At 48.8% G+C, this 15,341-nt stretch carries 18 protein-coding genes; 14 read left to right on the forward strand and 4 right to left on the reverse strand.

Going from position 1 to position 15,341, the window contains the following annotated elements; genetic code table 11:
- Window positions 1–85: 85 nt before the first annotated feature.
- From MHB82_RS10875 to coaD, 4 genes are all read left to right on the forward strand, one after another.
- Window positions 86–370 (forward strand): hypothetical protein, encoded by a 285-nt coding sequence (locus MHB82_RS10875; RefSeq protein ID WP_141236942.1) that lies wholly within the window; start codon window positions 86–88, stop codon window positions 368–370.
- Window positions 371–396: 26 nt separating this feature from the next.
- Window positions 397–828 (forward strand): hypothetical protein, encoded by a 432-nt coding sequence (locus tag MHB82_RS10880; protein WP_341174659.1) that lies wholly within the window; start codon window positions 397–399, stop codon window positions 826–828.
- 329 nt (window positions 829–1,157) lie between these two features.
- The gene (gene rsmD, locus MHB82_RS10885) at window positions 1,158–1,766 is read left to right on the forward strand and encodes a 16S rRNA (guanine(966)-N(2))-methyltransferase RsmD (protein WP_095287869.1); all 609 of its coding nucleotides are present in this window, start codon (window positions 1,158–1,160) and stop codon (window positions 1,764–1,766) included.
- A gap of 1 nt (window position 1,767) precedes the next feature.
- A complete protein-coding gene (coaD, locus tag MHB82_RS10890; protein WP_095358817.1) occupies window positions 1,768–2,274 on the forward strand; it encodes a pantetheine-phosphate adenylyltransferase in 507 nt (168 codons plus the stop codon).
- Here coaD and MHB82_RS10895 read toward each other — a convergent pair.
- Window positions 2,252–3,502: a nucleoside recognition domain-containing protein gene (locus MHB82_RS10895; RefSeq protein ID WP_341174660.1), complete on the reverse strand. Its 1,251-nt coding sequence runs from the start codon at window positions 3,500–3,502 to the stop codon at window positions 2,252–2,254. The two genes, coaD and MHB82_RS10895, sit on opposite strands and share 23 nt — an antisense overlap.
- Window positions 3,503–3,707: 205 nt before the next feature.
- Between MHB82_RS10895 and MHB82_RS10900 the strand changes: the two genes are divergently transcribed.
- On the forward strand, window positions 3,708–4,748 hold the full coding sequence (locus MHB82_RS10900) for a SepM family pheromone-processing serine protease (protein WP_095358723.1): 1,041 nt from the start codon (window positions 3,708–3,710) through the stop codon (window positions 4,746–4,748).
- Window positions 4,749–4,903: 155 nt separating this feature from the next.
- Here MHB82_RS10900 and MHB82_RS10905 read toward each other — a convergent pair whose 3' ends face one another.
- Both MHB82_RS10905 and hmpA read right to left on the reverse strand, forming a co-directional pair.
- Window positions 4,904–6,136, reverse strand: coding sequence for a nucleotidyltransferase (locus tag MHB82_RS10905; protein ID WP_341174661.1), 1,233 nt, complete (start codon window positions 6,134–6,136; stop codon window positions 4,904–4,906).
- A 256-nt stretch (window positions 6,137–6,392) separates the two neighbouring features.
- Window positions 6,393–7,631 (reverse strand): NO-inducible flavohemoprotein, encoded by a 1,239-nt coding sequence (gene hmpA / locus MHB82_RS10910; RefSeq protein ID WP_341174662.1) that lies wholly within the window; start codon window positions 7,629–7,631, stop codon window positions 6,393–6,395.
- 455 nt (window positions 7,632–8,086) lie between these two features.
- Between hmpA and MHB82_RS10915 the strand changes: the two genes are divergently transcribed.
- The 8 genes from MHB82_RS10915 (at window position 8,087) to acpP (ending at window position 13,918) form a co-directional block, all read left to right on the forward strand.
- Window positions 8,087–8,593 (forward strand): YceD family protein, encoded by a 507-nt coding sequence (locus MHB82_RS10915; RefSeq protein ID WP_095358720.1) that lies wholly within the window; start codon window positions 8,087–8,089, stop codon window positions 8,591–8,593.
- A 63-nt stretch (window positions 8,594–8,656) separates the two neighbouring features.
- Window positions 8,657–8,830, forward strand: a complete 174-nt coding sequence (gene rpmF, locus MHB82_RS10920; RefSeq protein WP_090923906.1) for a 50S ribosomal protein L32 — start codon at window positions 8,657–8,659, stop codon at window positions 8,828–8,830.
- Between the two features lie 416 nt (window positions 8,831–9,246).
- Window positions 9,247–9,795, forward strand: a complete 549-nt coding sequence (gene fapR / locus MHB82_RS10925) for a transcription factor FapR (RefSeq protein WP_221192561.1) — start codon at window positions 9,247–9,249, stop codon at window positions 9,793–9,795.
- Complete coding sequence (plsX, locus tag MHB82_RS10930) at window positions 9,792–10,787, forward strand: phosphate acyltransferase PlsX (protein ID WP_095358719.1); 996 nt, start codon at window positions 9,792–9,794, stop codon at window positions 10,785–10,787. Before fapR ends, plsX begins: the two co-directional genes overlap by 4 nt.
- An 8-nt stretch (window positions 10,788–10,795) precedes the next feature.
- The gene (locus MHB82_RS10935; protein ID WP_095358718.1) at window positions 10,796–11,785 is read left to right on the forward strand and encodes a beta-ketoacyl-ACP synthase III; all 990 of its coding nucleotides are present in this window, start codon (window positions 10,796–10,798) and stop codon (window positions 11,783–11,785) included.
- 27 nt (window positions 11,786–11,812) lie between these two features.
- Window positions 11,813–12,745: an ACP S-malonyltransferase gene (fabD, locus tag MHB82_RS10940; protein ID WP_341174663.1), complete on the forward strand. Its 933-nt coding sequence runs from the start codon at window positions 11,813–11,815 to the stop codon at window positions 12,743–12,745.
- Between the two features lie 37 nt (window positions 12,746–12,782).
- A complete protein-coding gene (gene fabG, locus MHB82_RS10945) occupies window positions 12,783–13,532 on the forward strand; it encodes a 3-oxoacyl-[acyl-carrier-protein] reductase (RefSeq protein ID WP_095358716.1) in 750 nt (249 codons plus the stop codon).
- Between the two features lie 152 nt (window positions 13,533–13,684).
- Window positions 13,685–13,918 (forward strand): acyl carrier protein, encoded by a 234-nt coding sequence (acpP, locus tag MHB82_RS10950; protein ID WP_024630176.1) that lies wholly within the window; start codon window positions 13,685–13,687, stop codon window positions 13,916–13,918.
- A gap of 46 nt (window positions 13,919–13,964) precedes the next feature.
- Here acpP and MHB82_RS10955 read toward each other — a convergent pair whose 3' ends face one another.
- Complete coding sequence (locus MHB82_RS10955; protein WP_337039190.1) at window positions 13,965–14,105, reverse strand: hypothetical protein; 141 nt, start codon at window positions 14,103–14,105, stop codon at window positions 13,965–13,967.
- Between MHB82_RS10955 and fabF the strand changes: the two genes are divergently transcribed.
- A complete protein-coding gene (gene fabF, locus MHB82_RS10960) occupies window positions 14,097–15,335 on the forward strand; it encodes a beta-ketoacyl-ACP synthase II (protein ID WP_095287861.1) in 1,239 nt (412 codons plus the stop codon). The genes MHB82_RS10955 and fabF overlap by 9 nt on opposite strands.
- Window positions 15,336–15,341: the final 6 nt, after the last annotated feature.

Genomic DNA, 15,341 nt, shown 5'->3' on the forward strand with positions numbered 1-15,341 from the left:
AGTTTAACTTGAGACACACATTTTCTTATATGGTAAAATAAAGGAACTTAAGGTAAACAAATTTGGAGGTGAGAGGGGCATGTTCATGGAAATGTTAATTGCTCTAGTCGCAATCCTAGGTATGGGTGTGTTCTATGCTGTGCTTGTGTATTACCTCGTTCGTCTCATCTCCAAAAAAGCATTTAAGCATACGCTAACCAAGGTTGAGGCTATTGAAATACTGGTCTGGCTCGCGATTGTGTTCTTCGGTATTGTGATGATTATTAAGCAGAATTGGAATCTATTTTTACCGGTAGTTCTTCTGTTGTTCTCCATGGTTAACTTGCGGCGCTCCAATCGGAAATACCGGGAGATGGAGAACAATGAATAACTGGTAAATCAAGGAGGTGGGTTACTGTGAAAATGGGCAAAACATCCGATACGTCCGGGTTAACATACATCGCCTCCCTATCTGACGAGTTAGAGCCTGTTTTCGAACAAGCTGAAATGAAGTATCCGGCATGTGATATCGAGCTGTTCTTTGTTTTTCGCTGCCTGCCGGAAGAATATGAACGAAAGTCTACGGTCAGATATGCCAAAAAAGAGCAAGTGATTTATTTTGACATGACGGTAAGTGAGGACTGTTACAAAGAGTTCAGTAAACGAAGACAACGGGTTGAGTTAGGTCATTCCTTTTATGCTTTTTTGAGTGAGAAGATAAAGAAATACAAAATAGCGAATTTGGATCATGCAGCGTTTCTGAATGACATGGAAGTTTGGCTCAAAGAAATCGGTTGGTTGGAGCCGGAAGCAGATGTTGAAGTGGAAGGAGCCGTAACACCTTATTGAAGAGGGCATACAGCCTTAGCTAATCGTTTCCATACATATTTAAAAGCAAATAAAAACAGGCCCTCTTTCGAGGGCCTATTTTTCATGGGAGAGGAGAAACCGGACGAAGAGCTTATGGGGAAACGTAAGTCTTCTCCGCGGTTGTCTACGACACTTGTGATGTCGATAATTATAGAATGGCCGAAATGTTTCCTTTTTATACATATGCGTCAAAAACGGGTCAACAATTTTTTGAAATGAATGGAGACAGACTATTTTTCAAACTGAACCCGAGTGTGGTACGATAGCTGTATCAATAAACTTACATAGAGAGAAAAGGTGACTCATCAGTGAGAGTGGTATCCGGGAGTGCGAAAGGCAGACCGCTGAAGGCTGTTCCTGGCAATGGAACACGTCCGACCACCGACAAGGTGAAGGAAGCGCTGTTTAGCATGATTGGCCCTTATTTTGAGGGCGGTACAGCATTGGATTTGTTTGCGGGTAGTGGTGGTCTCGGAATTGAGGCGCTGAGCCGCGGCATGGACAAGGCTGTTTTTGTTGATTTGGAATCCAAAAGTATTGAAGTGATCCGCGCCAATCTGAAGGCAACCAAGCTGGAGGATCAGGCAGCTATATACCGAAATGATGCAGGTCGTGCGTTAAAGGCGCTTGCCAAGCGAACGACACAATTTGATCTGGTGTTTCTCGATCCGCCTTACCGGATGAAAAACGGGGATGAGCTGATGCTTACGATGCATGAACTTGAACTGCTTAAACCGGAAGCGACGATCGTGCTTGAATATGAATCCAAATATAGTTACCCTGAGCAATTCGGCCCGTTTGAACAAACGCGCAAGGCTGTGTATGGGGAGACAGCTGTGTCCATCTATGATTATGCACCTGAGGCATCGAATGATGGAGAAAACAGCATAGCAGAAGAGGAGGCTCCTCATGACTGAAATGATACACAGGCAGGAACGGATTGCCGTATATCCCGGGAGTTTTGATCCTGTAACGATGGGCCATCTGGACATTATCGCCAGGGCTTCCAAACAATTTGACCGCGTCATCGTGGCTGTACTGAATAACATGAGCAAAAATCCACTGTTCACGGTGGAAGAGCGTAAAGCGCTCATTACAGAAGTTACAGGCCATCTGTCTAATGTGGAGGTGGATAGCTTCCGTGATCTGACAGCCAATTATGTTCGGCAAAAAGAAGCTCAGGTCATCGTTCGTGGTATACGCTCCGTGACTGATTTTGAATACGAGCTGCAGCTTGCTTCCACCAACAGCAAGCTGAACCCGGATGCGGAAACCATCTTTATGATGACCAATCCGAAATATTCGTATTTGAGCTCCAGTATCGTCAAGGAAATTGCTCATTACCATGGAGATGTAACCGATCTGGTGTCCCCGGAAGTGGAAACTGCACTTCGCCGGAAAATCAGCGAGAAAAACGGCGGTTAAACCAGTGGGTCAAGCCTGACAGGCTGATCATAACGGCAAGAATGATCGCAAGTCCGATACAGACTGCCGGGAAGCTGCTCCATAAAATTTCTGCCGCAGCGGTGCTGCCTTCAAGCTGGGATTGCATCGGCAGCAGAGTCGTCTCATCCGCGCCTGCAAAAGGCCAGAACGGAGTCCATACCTCTGCACTGTAGCGGCTAAAGGGTATCCAAAGGAAGACACTTAATGAAAAGGCAATCAGTGCATGAAGCAAACGTACAGCAGCAAAATAGATCATGCTTTTGCCTGCCATTCCGGCGGATTTCATCACAGCTGAGACTTGTAAATGGGAGCACAGCCCACCCCAACCAAGAACCGCAGCAATCAGGGGAATCGTAAGCAAGGGAGCCCATGGCGTTTGACTTAAATGGTATGTGCCCAAATGCACTTCCAATACAGAAGGCCAGAGGGCAGCCGAACTGCCGGGCGTGATGTACAGGCCCAGAAGTCGTATGAACACGGCAAAACCGATGATGTAACCACCAGTCATCATTAGCGTCTGAACCGCATGAGACACGGTGTCACCCAGCAGTTTGCCGAACCCGCGGCCATCTCGGGCCTGGGCTTCACGGGCTGCGTTCATCATTTGAAACCAAAGCCCCTGGTGCTGACTGCGCTTGGGGGGACTGACTGTAGTGGACTGTTTTTGAACACTGCGATTGAGATGAATGGCAATGATTGCGGCAATCCATCCACTGAGCCAATGAATCATAACCAGAAAGTATCCGGCAGCAGGCTGGTGAAGAAAAGCGGCACCTATGACCAGAATGATCATCATCGGATTGGTGAAATGAGCTGCAGCGACCAGAATAATGGCCTGTTTGCCGGTTATTTGCTGATCCCGAACCAAACGGGACGCTGTGTCCGCCCCAGCAGGAAATCCTCCACACATGCCGACGGCAAGGGCTAGTCCAGCTTCGCCGGGGAGGCGAAACCAACGCTGCATCAGTGGTCCCAGCAAGACGCCAAGAGCGTCTGTAAAACCAAATGCAGTGAGCATTTGCGACAGCATCAGAAACGGAAGCATTGCCGGGAAGATAATTTTCCACCAGATGTCCAATCCTTGAATGGAGGCATCGAAGGCATCTTTCGGAGATACAACTACAGCGACGACCAGTAACAAAGCGCCGGTACTAAGGAGTATTGACCTGATCGGGTTGGATCCTGTAACCTCAGTCTGCATTGTCATCGTTTCACCTCATATGAAATAGCGCCGATTCATTCGGCTGCAGTAATCGGATTGGACGGCCGAATGACGTCCTGGGAACGGTTCGGCCTTGACCGGACAAGCGACAGAATACTGCGGCCTATCCGGCCTGTACCATTGTATGCGTGAGATTGAGGATGTTAGACTTATAATTATAGAAGAAACGCAAAGAACGGGGGCTCATGCGATGAATCGGATTCGAAAATCTGGCGGCTTCAGAGCTTCGATCTTTGTGATCGTGGTGGCTCTGGTTGTCTATGTTGCAGTGTACATGCCAACGCCATATATCATCTATATGCCTGGCAGCGCGGATGAAGTAAAACCGATGGTTACGGTTAAGGATGGGGACCAGGAAGAACGTGGTGTATTCATGATGACGACGGTGTCAGCAACGTATGCCAATGTGTTCTTGCTGGGTACGTCCTTGTTTAACCGAAATATGCAAATTGACAAAAAGGAAGACCGCCTGCAAGGAAAAACGGAAGCAGAGTACTCTGCCGAACAAGTGTGGTTCATGAGCGATTCCCAATCTTCCGCCATGGAAGCGGCTTATGAGCAAGCGGGTGTTAAGTATTCCATCGTTCCTGAACATATCTTCGTGTTTGGTTTATCGGAGGATCCGAAACCACAAGGAGATATTGCTCCTGGCGACATTATCCTCGGCGTGAATGGCACAGCTACACCGGATAACACCGTATTATCTGCCCAGTTGAAGGATAAAAAAGTGGGAGATACGGTAGAAATGCAATTGGAACGCGAAGGCGAGACGATTAGCCGTGATGTGAAGCTGATTGAAGTAAAAGACAGCAAAACGGGTGCTACCCGGCCTGGATTGGGCGTAATGATCGGAACCGTACAGAAAGTAAAACCCGAAGATTCGAATAAACAAATTACGTTTACGGATACTCAGGTTGGCGGTCCTTCGGCCGGATTGATGTTTACCCTGGAAATTTATAATCAGCTTACTCCCGGAGACCTTACCCAAGGTCATCGAATTGCTGGCACGGGCACGATTACCAAGGAAGGCGTAGTCGGTCCCATTGGTGGTGTGGTGCATAAAATCGTTGCTGCAGATCGAAAAGAGGCGGAGATTTTCTTCGTTCCGAAACAGAATTATCAGGAAGCAGAAGCCAAAGCCGAACAGATTGGCACTAAAATGAAACTGGTTCCTGTGAATACGGTAGATGATGCCCTGGCTTATCTGAAAACATTGTCTGCCAAATCATAAAAGGTTGATAGTGATTGATGCGATTTGAAACAACTGCGCTATCAAGGAAGAGTAAGAGTAAACAAACGGAAATCCCCTATGCATCGTTTGAATAAACGATATGACATAGGGGGTTTTTTTGATAGAACACCTAGAACAATTTATTTGTGCTTCGTTTAGCATCGAACTGGTGGCTCATAATAGTCGCTGTACATGGCACGTGTGTCCGTCTGCTCATAAGAGAGGGCATACGCTGCTTGTGCCTGCAAATCAAGCTCCAGCTGGTTGTGAGTAAAGGCAGACGGTTTCAGCACAACAGGCAGGGACGAAGTCGTTTTCATCTGCTTCAAGAGACTTTGGCCCAGTGAATTGAATCCAAGGACACGAAGATAACCAGGTCCTTCGGCTAGCTTGTCCGGGGTAAATTCAGCCTTGGCATGATTCAACAGAACATGGGTCAACATTCGCTGCAGCTTGGTGCGTGTGTACCGCTTGGTTTTGAGTGCATCCAGCAGCGATTCGACCGATGGCTCCGGAAGCTGAGCCAGTGTGCGAAGCAGCCTGTGCTCCAATCCTTCCGTGACTTCGGCGATATTTGCCAGCTCGGAGGCACGGCGGGTCGCCGCGGTGTGCAGCAGCGGCTGGGCGAAGCGCTCCCAGTGCACGGGAGCGCGTCCCGCTTGCCATTCGCGCTGCAGAATGGCAAGTGTTGCCGCCGGCACATACGGCGCGGCGGCCTGGGGGCCGTCCGCCATCAGTAGGCGGCGGACGGCTGTTGCACTGGCGATCGCCCCCGGTCCGGGCGTCGCCTCATGATACGCGGCACCGGTGCGTGCCGTCGTCAAAGGCTGGATCGCGCTGCCGATTCGTTCCAGCGCGATCAGGTAGTGCAGCCCAAGCGAATTGTTGGGCTGCCCGAGCAGTGCGGCGGCGGCAACTTCGCTTACGCCGCCGGGCGCCAGCGCTGCCGCCGCGCCTGCGTACGCGGCGGGGTAGCTGGCGCCTTCCCGCAGGCGGCGCGCGATGTCCTCGCGCAGCCCTGCGGGCTCCACAGCCAGCACGCGCGCAATGCGCTGCAGGCTGTCCAGGTCGCCGGACTCGCTGCCGAAGCAGAGCGAGTCCACAACCCCGGTGCGGTGCAGCAGCGAGACCGCACCGAAGGCAAACCATTCCGCCGGTTGTACCGCATAGGCAACCGGCAGCTCAATCACCAGATCGGCGCCTGCGTGCAGCGCCATCTCGGTCCGAGCCCTTTTGCCCACAATGGCAGGTTCGCCGCGCTGGAGAAAAGGGCCGCTCATGACGGCCACAAGGGCATCTGCACCGCTTAGACGTCTGGCCTCATTCAAGTGATAGACATGTCCGTTATGCAGCGGATTATATTCAACAATCACACCTACAGCTTTCATCAGCGTGCACTCCTTTCAATAACAATGTTATATATCTTCAATACCTGACTGAAATTTTGTTCGCATTGGTCGATTAATGTCATTGCTGCTTCGCCGAGCAGAAACGTCTTGTTTAATAATAGGGGATACGAGTGTCGTTATTCAAATAAAAGCGTTAAGAAAACGCCAAAAAAGCACGGTGTCGCATTCAGATGAATACGGCCCGTGCTCTCAGGGGAGTCATGGATGATCCTTTATTATTTCTTCTGGAGAGAAATTAAATGGCTTCCGATGCAGGAATCAGGTTTGTTTTGGGTCCAAAGAACTCATAATGAATATTCTCAGGTGAAACGCCTATCTCGCCTAGTGCCGCATACATCGTCTGCATAAAGGAGACAGAACCGGTCAAATAGTAATCAGATTCCAGGGGCTCGCGAATCATCTGTGACAGCCAGGCTGCATCAATATAACCCTCTCTGTGAAAACGCGATTGCTCGCGGTCATCTGGTGTCGGCTGTGCATAACAATAAAATGCCTGTATGTTTTCATGCTGTTCTGCCAATGTGTTTACATGATCCTTGAAAGCGTGAACTTCCCCATTTAGGGCAGCATGGACAAAAGTGACTGAACGCTGGACATTTCTGTCAACCAGGGTGTTCAACATGCTGATCATCGGAGTAAGCCCAACGCCACCGCTCAATAATACGACATTGCGTGGATCCTCCGTGTTCAGTGTGAAATCGCCTGCAGGAGCAGACAATTCGACCAAGCTTCCTTCTGTGATATGATCATGCAGATAGGTCGATATAACACCATCTGGTCGTTCCATCCGAGCACTCTCACGTTTAACAGAAATACGGTAATATGGTTTTCCTGGAGCGTCCGAAAGACTGTACTGTCTAATTTGGGCATACGCATTTCCCTCAGGTTTCATTCGGAGGCTGATATACTGTCCAGGTTGAAATGTGGCTATGGGATTGCCGTCCGTTGGCACTAGATAAAAGGAAGTAATCAGGTCGCTTTCTTTTACCTTTTTGGCAACCCGGAATGACCGGAAACCTTCCCAGCCACCGTTTTGGTTTTCGCTTGCTGTGTACAGCTCCTTCTCTAAACCGATAAAGACACCGGCAATAACATTGTAAGCGTCTGCCCACGCAGCAATAATCTCCTCGGTCGCAGCATCACCCAGCACATCCTTGATCGCTTTTAGCAAATAGGTGCCCACGATTTCGTATTGTTCCGGGGCAATGCCAAGACTGCGGTGTTTGTGCGCAACCTGACGCACGGCTGGCAGGACTGCGGCGAGATTATCAATATGCAGGGCAGCAGCGTATACCATATTGGCAAGAGCGGCCTGCTGCCGCCCCTGTTTTTGGTTAGCATGATTGAAAATATTCAGTAGTTCGGGATGATGTGCAAACATTGTTTTATAGAAATGGCTGGTAATGGCCTCTCCGTGAACTTCAAGTACAGGTACGGTGGATTTGATCACTCGAATTGTATTTTCGCTTAACATGGATTTTTCCTCCTATGAAATGGATTGACAATTTAGATGGATAACCTTGCGCCATGGATCTATTATGCGTGGCATATAGCAAGTATAGATAGGGTCTAAAGGGGGACATGTGATCTACATCACACGAATAATTAAAGAAATGTGTCCGTCATGCAAGCAAAAGGATTAGCTTGTAGTATGGCGGAGAGAAAGTTTATAATGCGGAAGAGTGTTTTTATCGGTCGGGTATCTTTCTTTTCCAAAAGGGTGTAAAGTTAAAAGTGTTGACAAACGTCTTGGAAAATCGGTATAATGATTTTTGTTTGTTAAGTCAATTTCATAATACTTTTAACGATGAATCGTCAGAATACATACAGTCAAGACATGAAGCGTATAACGATCAGACTTGATCTGTATAACTGCGGTAAAGCATTTAACATGAATTATGAAATTGGTTTCGTTTGGAGTGATGGGAAATGTTATTGCCATTTCGCAAAGTGGCTATCAGTGACCGGCCCCTGCAGTTCAATGAACAGTGGGATATTAAGGAACTGATTTCTAACCGACAAGATATCACAGCCGTTACCCCGCTGACTGCGGATTTATCTGCAGAACAAGCAACGGGGGGCGTGGTGGATGTTCATGGCAAAGTGTCAGCTGGAGTGGACATGTTGTGCTCACGTTGTCTCAAGCCGATTAGTGAACATCTTCATATTGATTTTCATGAGCAATTCAAGCAGGGAGAACAGCCGGAGGACTTGTCTGAAGATGATGATACTGTCTATGTGGATGGAGAGGACATCGATCTGAAGCTATATGCCGAGGAAGCTTTTCTGCTGCACCTACCGTTTATACCGCTATGCAGCGATACATGCAAAGGGCTATGTCCAAAGTGTGGCCATGAGCTGAACGAGGGTGACTGCGGTTGCGATAACGAAGTTATCGACCCGCGGCTTGCAGGGCTCAAGGATTTTTTTAAATGAGCAAATGAAAATCTAGTGTAACAACTACCTGCAAAGGTTGATTTTGATAAGGAGGTGGGAATAATGGCAGTACCTCAACGGAGAACGTCCAAGACGCGTCGCGACAAACGTCGCACTCACTTTAAATTGGCTGTACCGGGCATGGTGAAATGTGAACAATGCGGCGAATTGAAGCTTGCTCACCACGTGTGCAAAGTGTGCGGAACGTACAAAGCAAGAGAGATCATCTCTCAATAATAGTTAGACATCAAGTAGTACTTCATTTCGATGAGGTACTACTTTTTTTGAATGTTTAAATTTATGTTCCTGTTAAGGGCTGGGCTGACTTCGGTTGATTGTTTCAAGAAGAAAGATTCGTAGAATGCAGGAGAGCGGCTGTTTAGCAGCGAGTGGTTTTTGCCCGCCCAGTCTTTCTTTTTGACACAGGATGAGATATACTATGCTTTAGTACCAGGTTCTAAGATTTGGGGTTACATAGAGAAGAACCATAAATTCGTGTGTTGAATAACCTCTGAAGTTTAGAGGCTCAATTATAGAGAACGAAGTGAAATGATAGAACGGACCTGCATGGGACGCTTTCTTATACGATACAGCGGGGGGTGTCAGGCATCGAACGTGTACCGAAGAGACAGAGGCAGCAGCAATTGACCAAAATGATCGAAGACAATCCGTTTGTGACAGATCAGGAACTTACTCGCCAATTGAAGGTGAGTATTCAAACGATTCGCCTCGACCGTCTGGAGCTGGGGATTCCTGAGCTTCGTGAACGAATGAAACTGATGGCAGAGCGTTCGTATGACCAGGTACGCTCGCTGCCTCTGCATGAGATTATCGGTGATATTGTAGATTTGCAGCTGGACAAAAGTGGGATTTCCTTGTTTGAGATCAAGGAAGAGCATGTATTTTCAAGGACGGGAATTGCTCGTGGTCACTATGTATTTGCCCAGGCTAACTCCCTGGCAGTCGCTGTCATTAATGATGAGATTGCATTGACGGCTTCGGCCGATATTCGATTTGTTCGTTCGGTTCATCTGGCCGAGAAATGTATTGCGAAAGCGTATGTGAGATCGATCTCGGGTCAAAAGGGGAAAGCAAAAGTTGAAGTGTTCACCTATGTAGGTGAGGAAATGGTGTTTCAAGGCAACTTTGTCATCTACCGTTCGGGTGGAGACGACAGCCTAGAGGGAGGTCATCTGGAATGAAAATCGTCATAGATGCCATGGGAGGCGATCATGCACCCCAGGCAACGGTAGAAGGTGCAATAGCTGCCGCCACGGAATGGGCAGATACACAGATCGTGCTTGTTGGTGATGAAGCCAAGCTGGAACCGCTTTTGAATCAGTCAGCGATCAAACCGGCTAACCTGTCAGTCCGTCATGCTTCGGAAGTGATCGGTTCGGATGACGAACCTGTTAAGGCCGTTCGTCGCAAAAAGGATGCTTCCATGGTGGTCGCGGGCCGCATGCTTAAGGAAGGTGAAGCAGATGCCATGATCTCTGCAGGTAATACTGGAGCGCTCATGACAACCGGCCTGCTCGTGGTGGGCCGCATGGAAGGTATTGAACGACCAGCACTTGCACCTATGATTCCAACAATAGATGATGTTGGCGTGCTTGCGCTTGACCTGGGTGCCAACATGGATGCCAAGCCCGAACATTTGGCACAATATGGTCTTATGGGTAGCTTATATCGGCAGAAAGTACAAGGAGTCGACTCACCCCGAGTGGGATTGCTCAATGTCGGAACGGAGCCGGGCAAAGGGAACGAACTAACGAAGCACGCATATCCGCTACTGGAGCAGCTTCCGATTCGATTTGTCGGTAATGTGGAAGCTCGCGATGTCCTTACCGGTGCATGTGACGTGCTTGTCTGTGACGGATTTGCTGGTAACATTTTGCTGAAATCGCTGGAAGGCACAGCAGGTGCCATCTTTGCATTGCTTAAGGAACAGTTCTCATCTTCGCTCAAAAGCAAACTGGCTGCAGCGGTGCTGATGCCTGAGCTGCGCGGGCTGAAACGGAAACTGGATTATACCGAGCATGGCGGTGCGCCGCTTCTCGGGTTGAGCAGACTTGTAGTGAAGAGCCATGGATCAGCGGATGGCAATGCGATCAAAAACGCTGTTCGCCAAGCTAGAATTGCAGTGCAGAACCAATTGGTAGAAAGCATATCTAAGGAAATTAGCGGGAAGTGAGTGACGACATGAATAATTTGCGCCCGGTAGGGGTTATCGGTACAGGGAAATATGTACCGGAGAAAATTTTGACCAACAGTGACCTTGAGAAAATGGTAGATACCAATGACGAGTGGATCGTAAGCCGCACTGGAATTAAGGAACGTCATATCGCAGCTCCGGATCAGGCGACTTCGGACCTGGCATACGAAGCAGCTATGAAGGCGCTGGAGTCTGCTGGAATGACAGGCAGTGATCTGGATCTGATCATCGTAGCAACAATAACGCCGGACTCGGCATTTCCGTCTACGGCCTGCATTTTGCAGGATAAGCTCGGCGCCAAAGGCGCTGCGGCGTTTGATTTGTCCGCTGCATGTTCAGGATTTGTATATGGCCTGGCAACAGCAACTAGCTTTATCCAAAGCGGCATGTACAACAACGCGCTTGTTATTGGTGCGGATTGTCTATCCCGGATCACGGACTATACAGACCGTAACACATGCGTATTGTTCGGTGACGGAGCGGGCGCGGTCGTTATTGGCGAAGTTCCTGAAGGTCGCGGGTTCAAATCGTTTGACCTTGGAGCGGAAGGTGCTGGAGGCGGCCTGCTTCAACTGGAGGGCGGCGGTTCCCGTCTGCCTGCATCCGCAGAGACGGTTGAGAATAAAAAACACTACATTTACATGAATGGCCGTGAAGTGTTCAAATTTGCCGTGCGTGTAATGGGTACAGCAACGGATGAAGTTCTGCGTAAAGCAGGGTTGGAGCGCACCGACGTGGATCTGTTTGTTCCTCATCAGGCCAATATTCGTATCATTCAATCCGCCATGCAGCGACTTGAGCTTCCGGAAGAAAAAGTGGTTGTCAACGTAGACAAATACGCCAATACTTCGGCAGCATCCATTCCGCTTGCATTGGTGGAAGCAGCTGAAGAAGGTCGCATGAAAGCCGGCGACACCATCTTGATGGTTGGGTTCGGGGGCGGACTGACTTGGGGTGCATCTGTACTCGTTTGGTAAATTAGATAGCTGGGAGAGATAAATCTAATGAGCAAAATCGCATTTGTATTTCCTGGACAGGGATCACAGGCTGTAGGCATGGCCAAGGACGCGTATGAGTCCGTGCCTGCGGCAGCAGAAATTTTCCGTACAGCCGATGATGTGCTGGGCTTCTCGCTGAGCAATCTCGTGTTTGAAGGACCAGAGACCGAGTTGAAACAGACATCAAATACGCAACCGGCTCTGCTCACTGCGAGTATTGCATTGCTTGAGGCTTTTAAAGAAAAAGGGATTGAGCCTGACTATACGGCTGGACACAGTCTGGGTGAATACAGTGCTCTCGTTGCAGCGGGCGTTCTGACATTCGCTGACGCCGTGAGCGTTGTACGGGCACGTGGTCAGTATATGGAACAAGCAGTACCAGGCGGGCAGGGAGCAATGGCTGCTGTTCTGGGTGCGGATCGGGAAGCGCTGGGGGTGCTTTGCCGGGACGTATCCGAAACAGGTCACGTTGTTGAACTTGCTAATATGAACTGTCCGGGTCAAATTGTTATTTCCGGTGTCAAGGAAGGTGTGGCTGCTGTAGCGGAACGGGTGAAGGAAGCTGGCGGTAAGCGTGCTATTCCACTGGAAGTTAGCGGTCCTTTTCATTCCTCATTGATGAAGGAAGCTGCTGGGAAACTGGCAGAGAAACTGGAGACCGTAACATTTTCGCCAGCCAAGGTTCCTGTAGTCGCTAACGTGACAGCAAGACCTGTGGAAAATGGACAGGTTCAACAATTGTTGACGGAACAGGTCTATTCTCCGGTTTTATGGGAAGACAGTGTGACATGGCTTATTGAGCAAGGTGTAGATACCTTTGTTGAGATTGGTTCTGGAAGTGTATTGACCGGATTGATTAAAAAAACAGATAAATCCGTAAAATTGTACAATGTGAACAGTCTTGAAACGCTTGAAGCTACTGCAGCTGCATTAAAGTGATTAAAAGACAGGTTATTTGGGGAAAGGAGGAATTAGGTTGTCTAAACCGTTAGAAGGTAAAAACGCACTGGTTACAGGGGCATCCCGCGGGATTGGCCGCAGTATTGCACTTGCTCTGGCTGAAGCAGGTGCCAATGTAGCCGTAAACTATGCAGGCAGTCAGGCTGCTGCTGAAGAAGTGGCGGAAGAGATTCGTGCCAAGGGAGTTCAGGCCATCACCATTCAGGCGAATGTTGGAGTAATGGATGAAGCTGAACAAATGGTTAAGGCTACTCTTGAAGCCTGGGGCAATGTTGACATTCTGATTAACAATGCAGGAATTACACGTGATAATTTGATCATGCGCATGAAAGAGGAAGAGTTTGATCAGGTTATTGAGACCAATCTCAAAGGGGTATTTAACTGCCTTAAAGCCGTTACTCGTCCAATGATGAAACAACGCTCGGGCAGAATTATCAATATCTCTTCTGTTGTTGGTGTTCTGGGTAATGCCGGACAAGCCAACTATGTTGCTGCGAAAGCGGGGGTCATCGGTCTGACCAAGGCGTCCGCTCGTGAGCTGGCTTCCCGTGGCATCACGGTTAACTGTGTAGCACCTGGGTTCATTGAGACGGATATGACCAAGGAATTGTCACAGGAACTTGTAGATGGTATGCTGAGTGGCATTCCGCTGTCCCGACTGGGGCAGCCGGATGAAATTGCCGGAGTTGTTACATTCCTGGCATCGGGAGCTTCATCGTATATGACAGGGCAGACATTACACGTCGATGGCGGCATGTACATGTAAAACATCCCGTACTTAAATTAATAGTCGGGGAACAGGCGCTGGACGATCCGAAATGCCGGAAAAAGGCCGGATTCCCCGGCCGGGAGCCGCATATGTCTTCTATGGCATTTTGCCTGCGATTCTCGTATAATACCAAGGAGGAGGTGAACCGGATGTCCGATGTATTGGAGCGTGTAAAACGCATCGTCGTCGACCGCTTGGGCGCAGACGAAGCTGAAGTTACACTTGAAGCATCTTTCAAAGAAGATTTGGGTGCTGATTCTTTGGATGTAGTAGAATTGGTCATGGAATTGGAAGATGAATTCGATTTGGAAATCTCTGATGAAGATGCAGAAAAAATCACGACCGTAGGTGAAGTTGTAAACTACATACAATCTCATACCTAAAGTCAATTCAGTCCCGCACCTGTTTTCGAACAGGCGGGACTTCTCATCATTCATTGGTTTTTCTCATTCCGCAGCGATGCTGATCCAGCTTGATTTTCGGATCGGGATGGGTGAGCATCCGCTTGCGGATATTCCCACAAAATAATTGCGCAAGCAGTCGATATAGAGGTGAGTCGGTTTGAAACAAAGAGTAGTAATTACCGGAATGGGCGTAATGACATCGCTCGGAAAAGATTTGGAAACGTTCTGGGGAAGTTTAATGGCAGGCAAGTCCGGAATCTCTCAGATTGAGGCCTTTGATGTGAGTGAATACACGACACAAATTGCTGCCGAAATTAAGGATTTCAATCCGGATGAATATATGGATCGCAAGGATGCTCGCAAAATGGACCGTTTTGTTCAATTTGCTGTAGCAGCTGGTTTCAAAGCTGTTGAAGACAGTGGTTTGAAAATTAATGAGAACATTGAAGCCGAGCGCTTTGGCGTATCTATCGGTTCAGGTATTGGCGGATTGGGAACTTGGGAGGACCAGCACAATGCATTGCTGCAAAAAGGTCCAAAACGGGTTAGCCCATTCTTCATCCCTATGATGATCTCTAACATGGCTTCTGGCCAAATGTCGATTTCTCTCGGAGCTAAAGGTCCGAACACCAACGTAGTAACAGCCTGCGCTACAGGAACGCATTCCATCGGGGACTCTTTCAAGATGATTGCAAATGGAGATGCAGACGCGATGATCTGCGGTGGTGCGGAAGCGACAATCCGCCCAACGGGTCTGGCGGGTTTCTGTGCAATGCGCGCGATGTCTACACGCAATGACGAGCCGGCTAAGGCAAGCCGTCCTTTCGATACAGGACGTGACGGATTCGTTATGGGTGAAGGAGCAGGCATTCTGATTCTGGAATCCTTGGAACATGCTCAAAAACGTGGTGCACGTATCTATGGTGAAGTGATCGGTTACGGTTTGACTGGCGATGCGCATCATATGACTGAGCCGGATCCTGATGGAGCAGCACGCTGCATGAAGATGGCTCTTCGCAATGCCGGAATTGAACCGGAAGAAGTGGACTACATCAATGCACACGGTACATCAACTCCTGTGGGTGACCGATCCGAAACGCTCGCGATCAAAAAGGCGTTTGGTGATCACGCGTACAAGCTTGCAGTAAGTTCCACTAAATCCATGACTGGTCACATGCTGGGTGCAGCTGGTGGCGTGGAAGCCGTAATCTGCGGATTGTCTCTGACTCATCAGACACTCGCACCTACGATCAATTTGGAAAATCAGGATCCGGAATGTGATCTGGATTATGTTCCGAATGTTCCGCGTGAAACCAACGTGAACGTAGTCATGTCCAACTCGTTTGGATTCGGCGGTCACAACGCTACCATTATCCTCAAAAAATTTGAAGCATAAGGGGCT

The sequence above is a fragment of the Paenibacillus sp. FSL K6-2862 genome, assembly GCF_038005125.1.
GTDB classification, from domain to species: domain Bacteria; phylum Bacillota; class Bacilli; order Paenibacillales; family Paenibacillaceae; genus Paenibacillus; species Paenibacillus illinoisensis_A.

What these genes read in the sequence shown, in the direction of transcription:
- MHB82_RS10875 (WP_141236942.1), top strand. Translation starts at nt 86, where the DNA reads ATGGAAATGTTAATTGCTCTAGTCGCAATCCTAGGTATGGGTGTGTTC.
- coaD (WP_095358817.1), top strand. Translation starts at nt 1,768, where the DNA reads ATGATACACAGGCAGGAACGGATTGCCGTATATCCCGGGAGTTTTGAT.
- MHB82_RS10895 (WP_341174660.1), bottom strand. Translation starts at nt 3,502, where the DNA reads ATGACAATGCAGACTGAGGTTACAGGATCCAACCCGATCAGGTCAATA.
- MHB82_RS10900 (WP_095358723.1), top strand. Translation starts at nt 3,708, where the DNA reads ATGAATCGGATTCGAAAATCTGGCGGCTTCAGAGCTTCGATCTTTGTG.
- MHB82_RS10905 (WP_341174661.1), bottom strand. Translation starts at nt 6,136, where the DNA reads ATGAAAGCTGTAGGTGTGATTGTTGAATATAATCCGCTGCATAACGGA.
- hmpA (WP_341174662.1), bottom strand. Translation starts at nt 7,631, where the DNA reads ATGTTAAGCGAAAATACAATTCGAGTGATCAAATCCACCGTACCTGTA.
- MHB82_RS10915 (WP_095358720.1), top strand. Translation starts at nt 8,087, where the DNA reads ATGTTATTGCCATTTCGCAAAGTGGCTATCAGTGACCGGCCCCTGCAG.
- rpmF (WP_090923906.1), top strand. Translation starts at nt 8,657, where the DNA reads ATGGCAGTACCTCAACGGAGAACGTCCAAGACGCGTCGCGACAAACGT.
- fapR (WP_221192561.1), top strand. Translation starts at nt 9,247, where the DNA reads ATGATCGAAGACAATCCGTTTGTGACAGATCAGGAACTTACTCGCCAA.
- plsX (WP_095358719.1), top strand. Translation starts at nt 9,792, where the DNA reads ATGAAAATCGTCATAGATGCCATGGGAGGCGATCATGCACCCCAGGCA.
- MHB82_RS10935 (WP_095358718.1), top strand. Translation starts at nt 10,796, where the DNA reads ATGAATAATTTGCGCCCGGTAGGGGTTATCGGTACAGGGAAATATGTA.
- fabD (WP_341174663.1), top strand. Translation starts at nt 11,813, where the DNA reads ATGAGCAAAATCGCATTTGTATTTCCTGGACAGGGATCACAGGCTGTA.
- acpP (WP_024630176.1), top strand. Translation starts at nt 13,685, where the DNA reads ATGTCCGATGTATTGGAGCGTGTAAAACGCATCGTCGTCGACCGCTTG.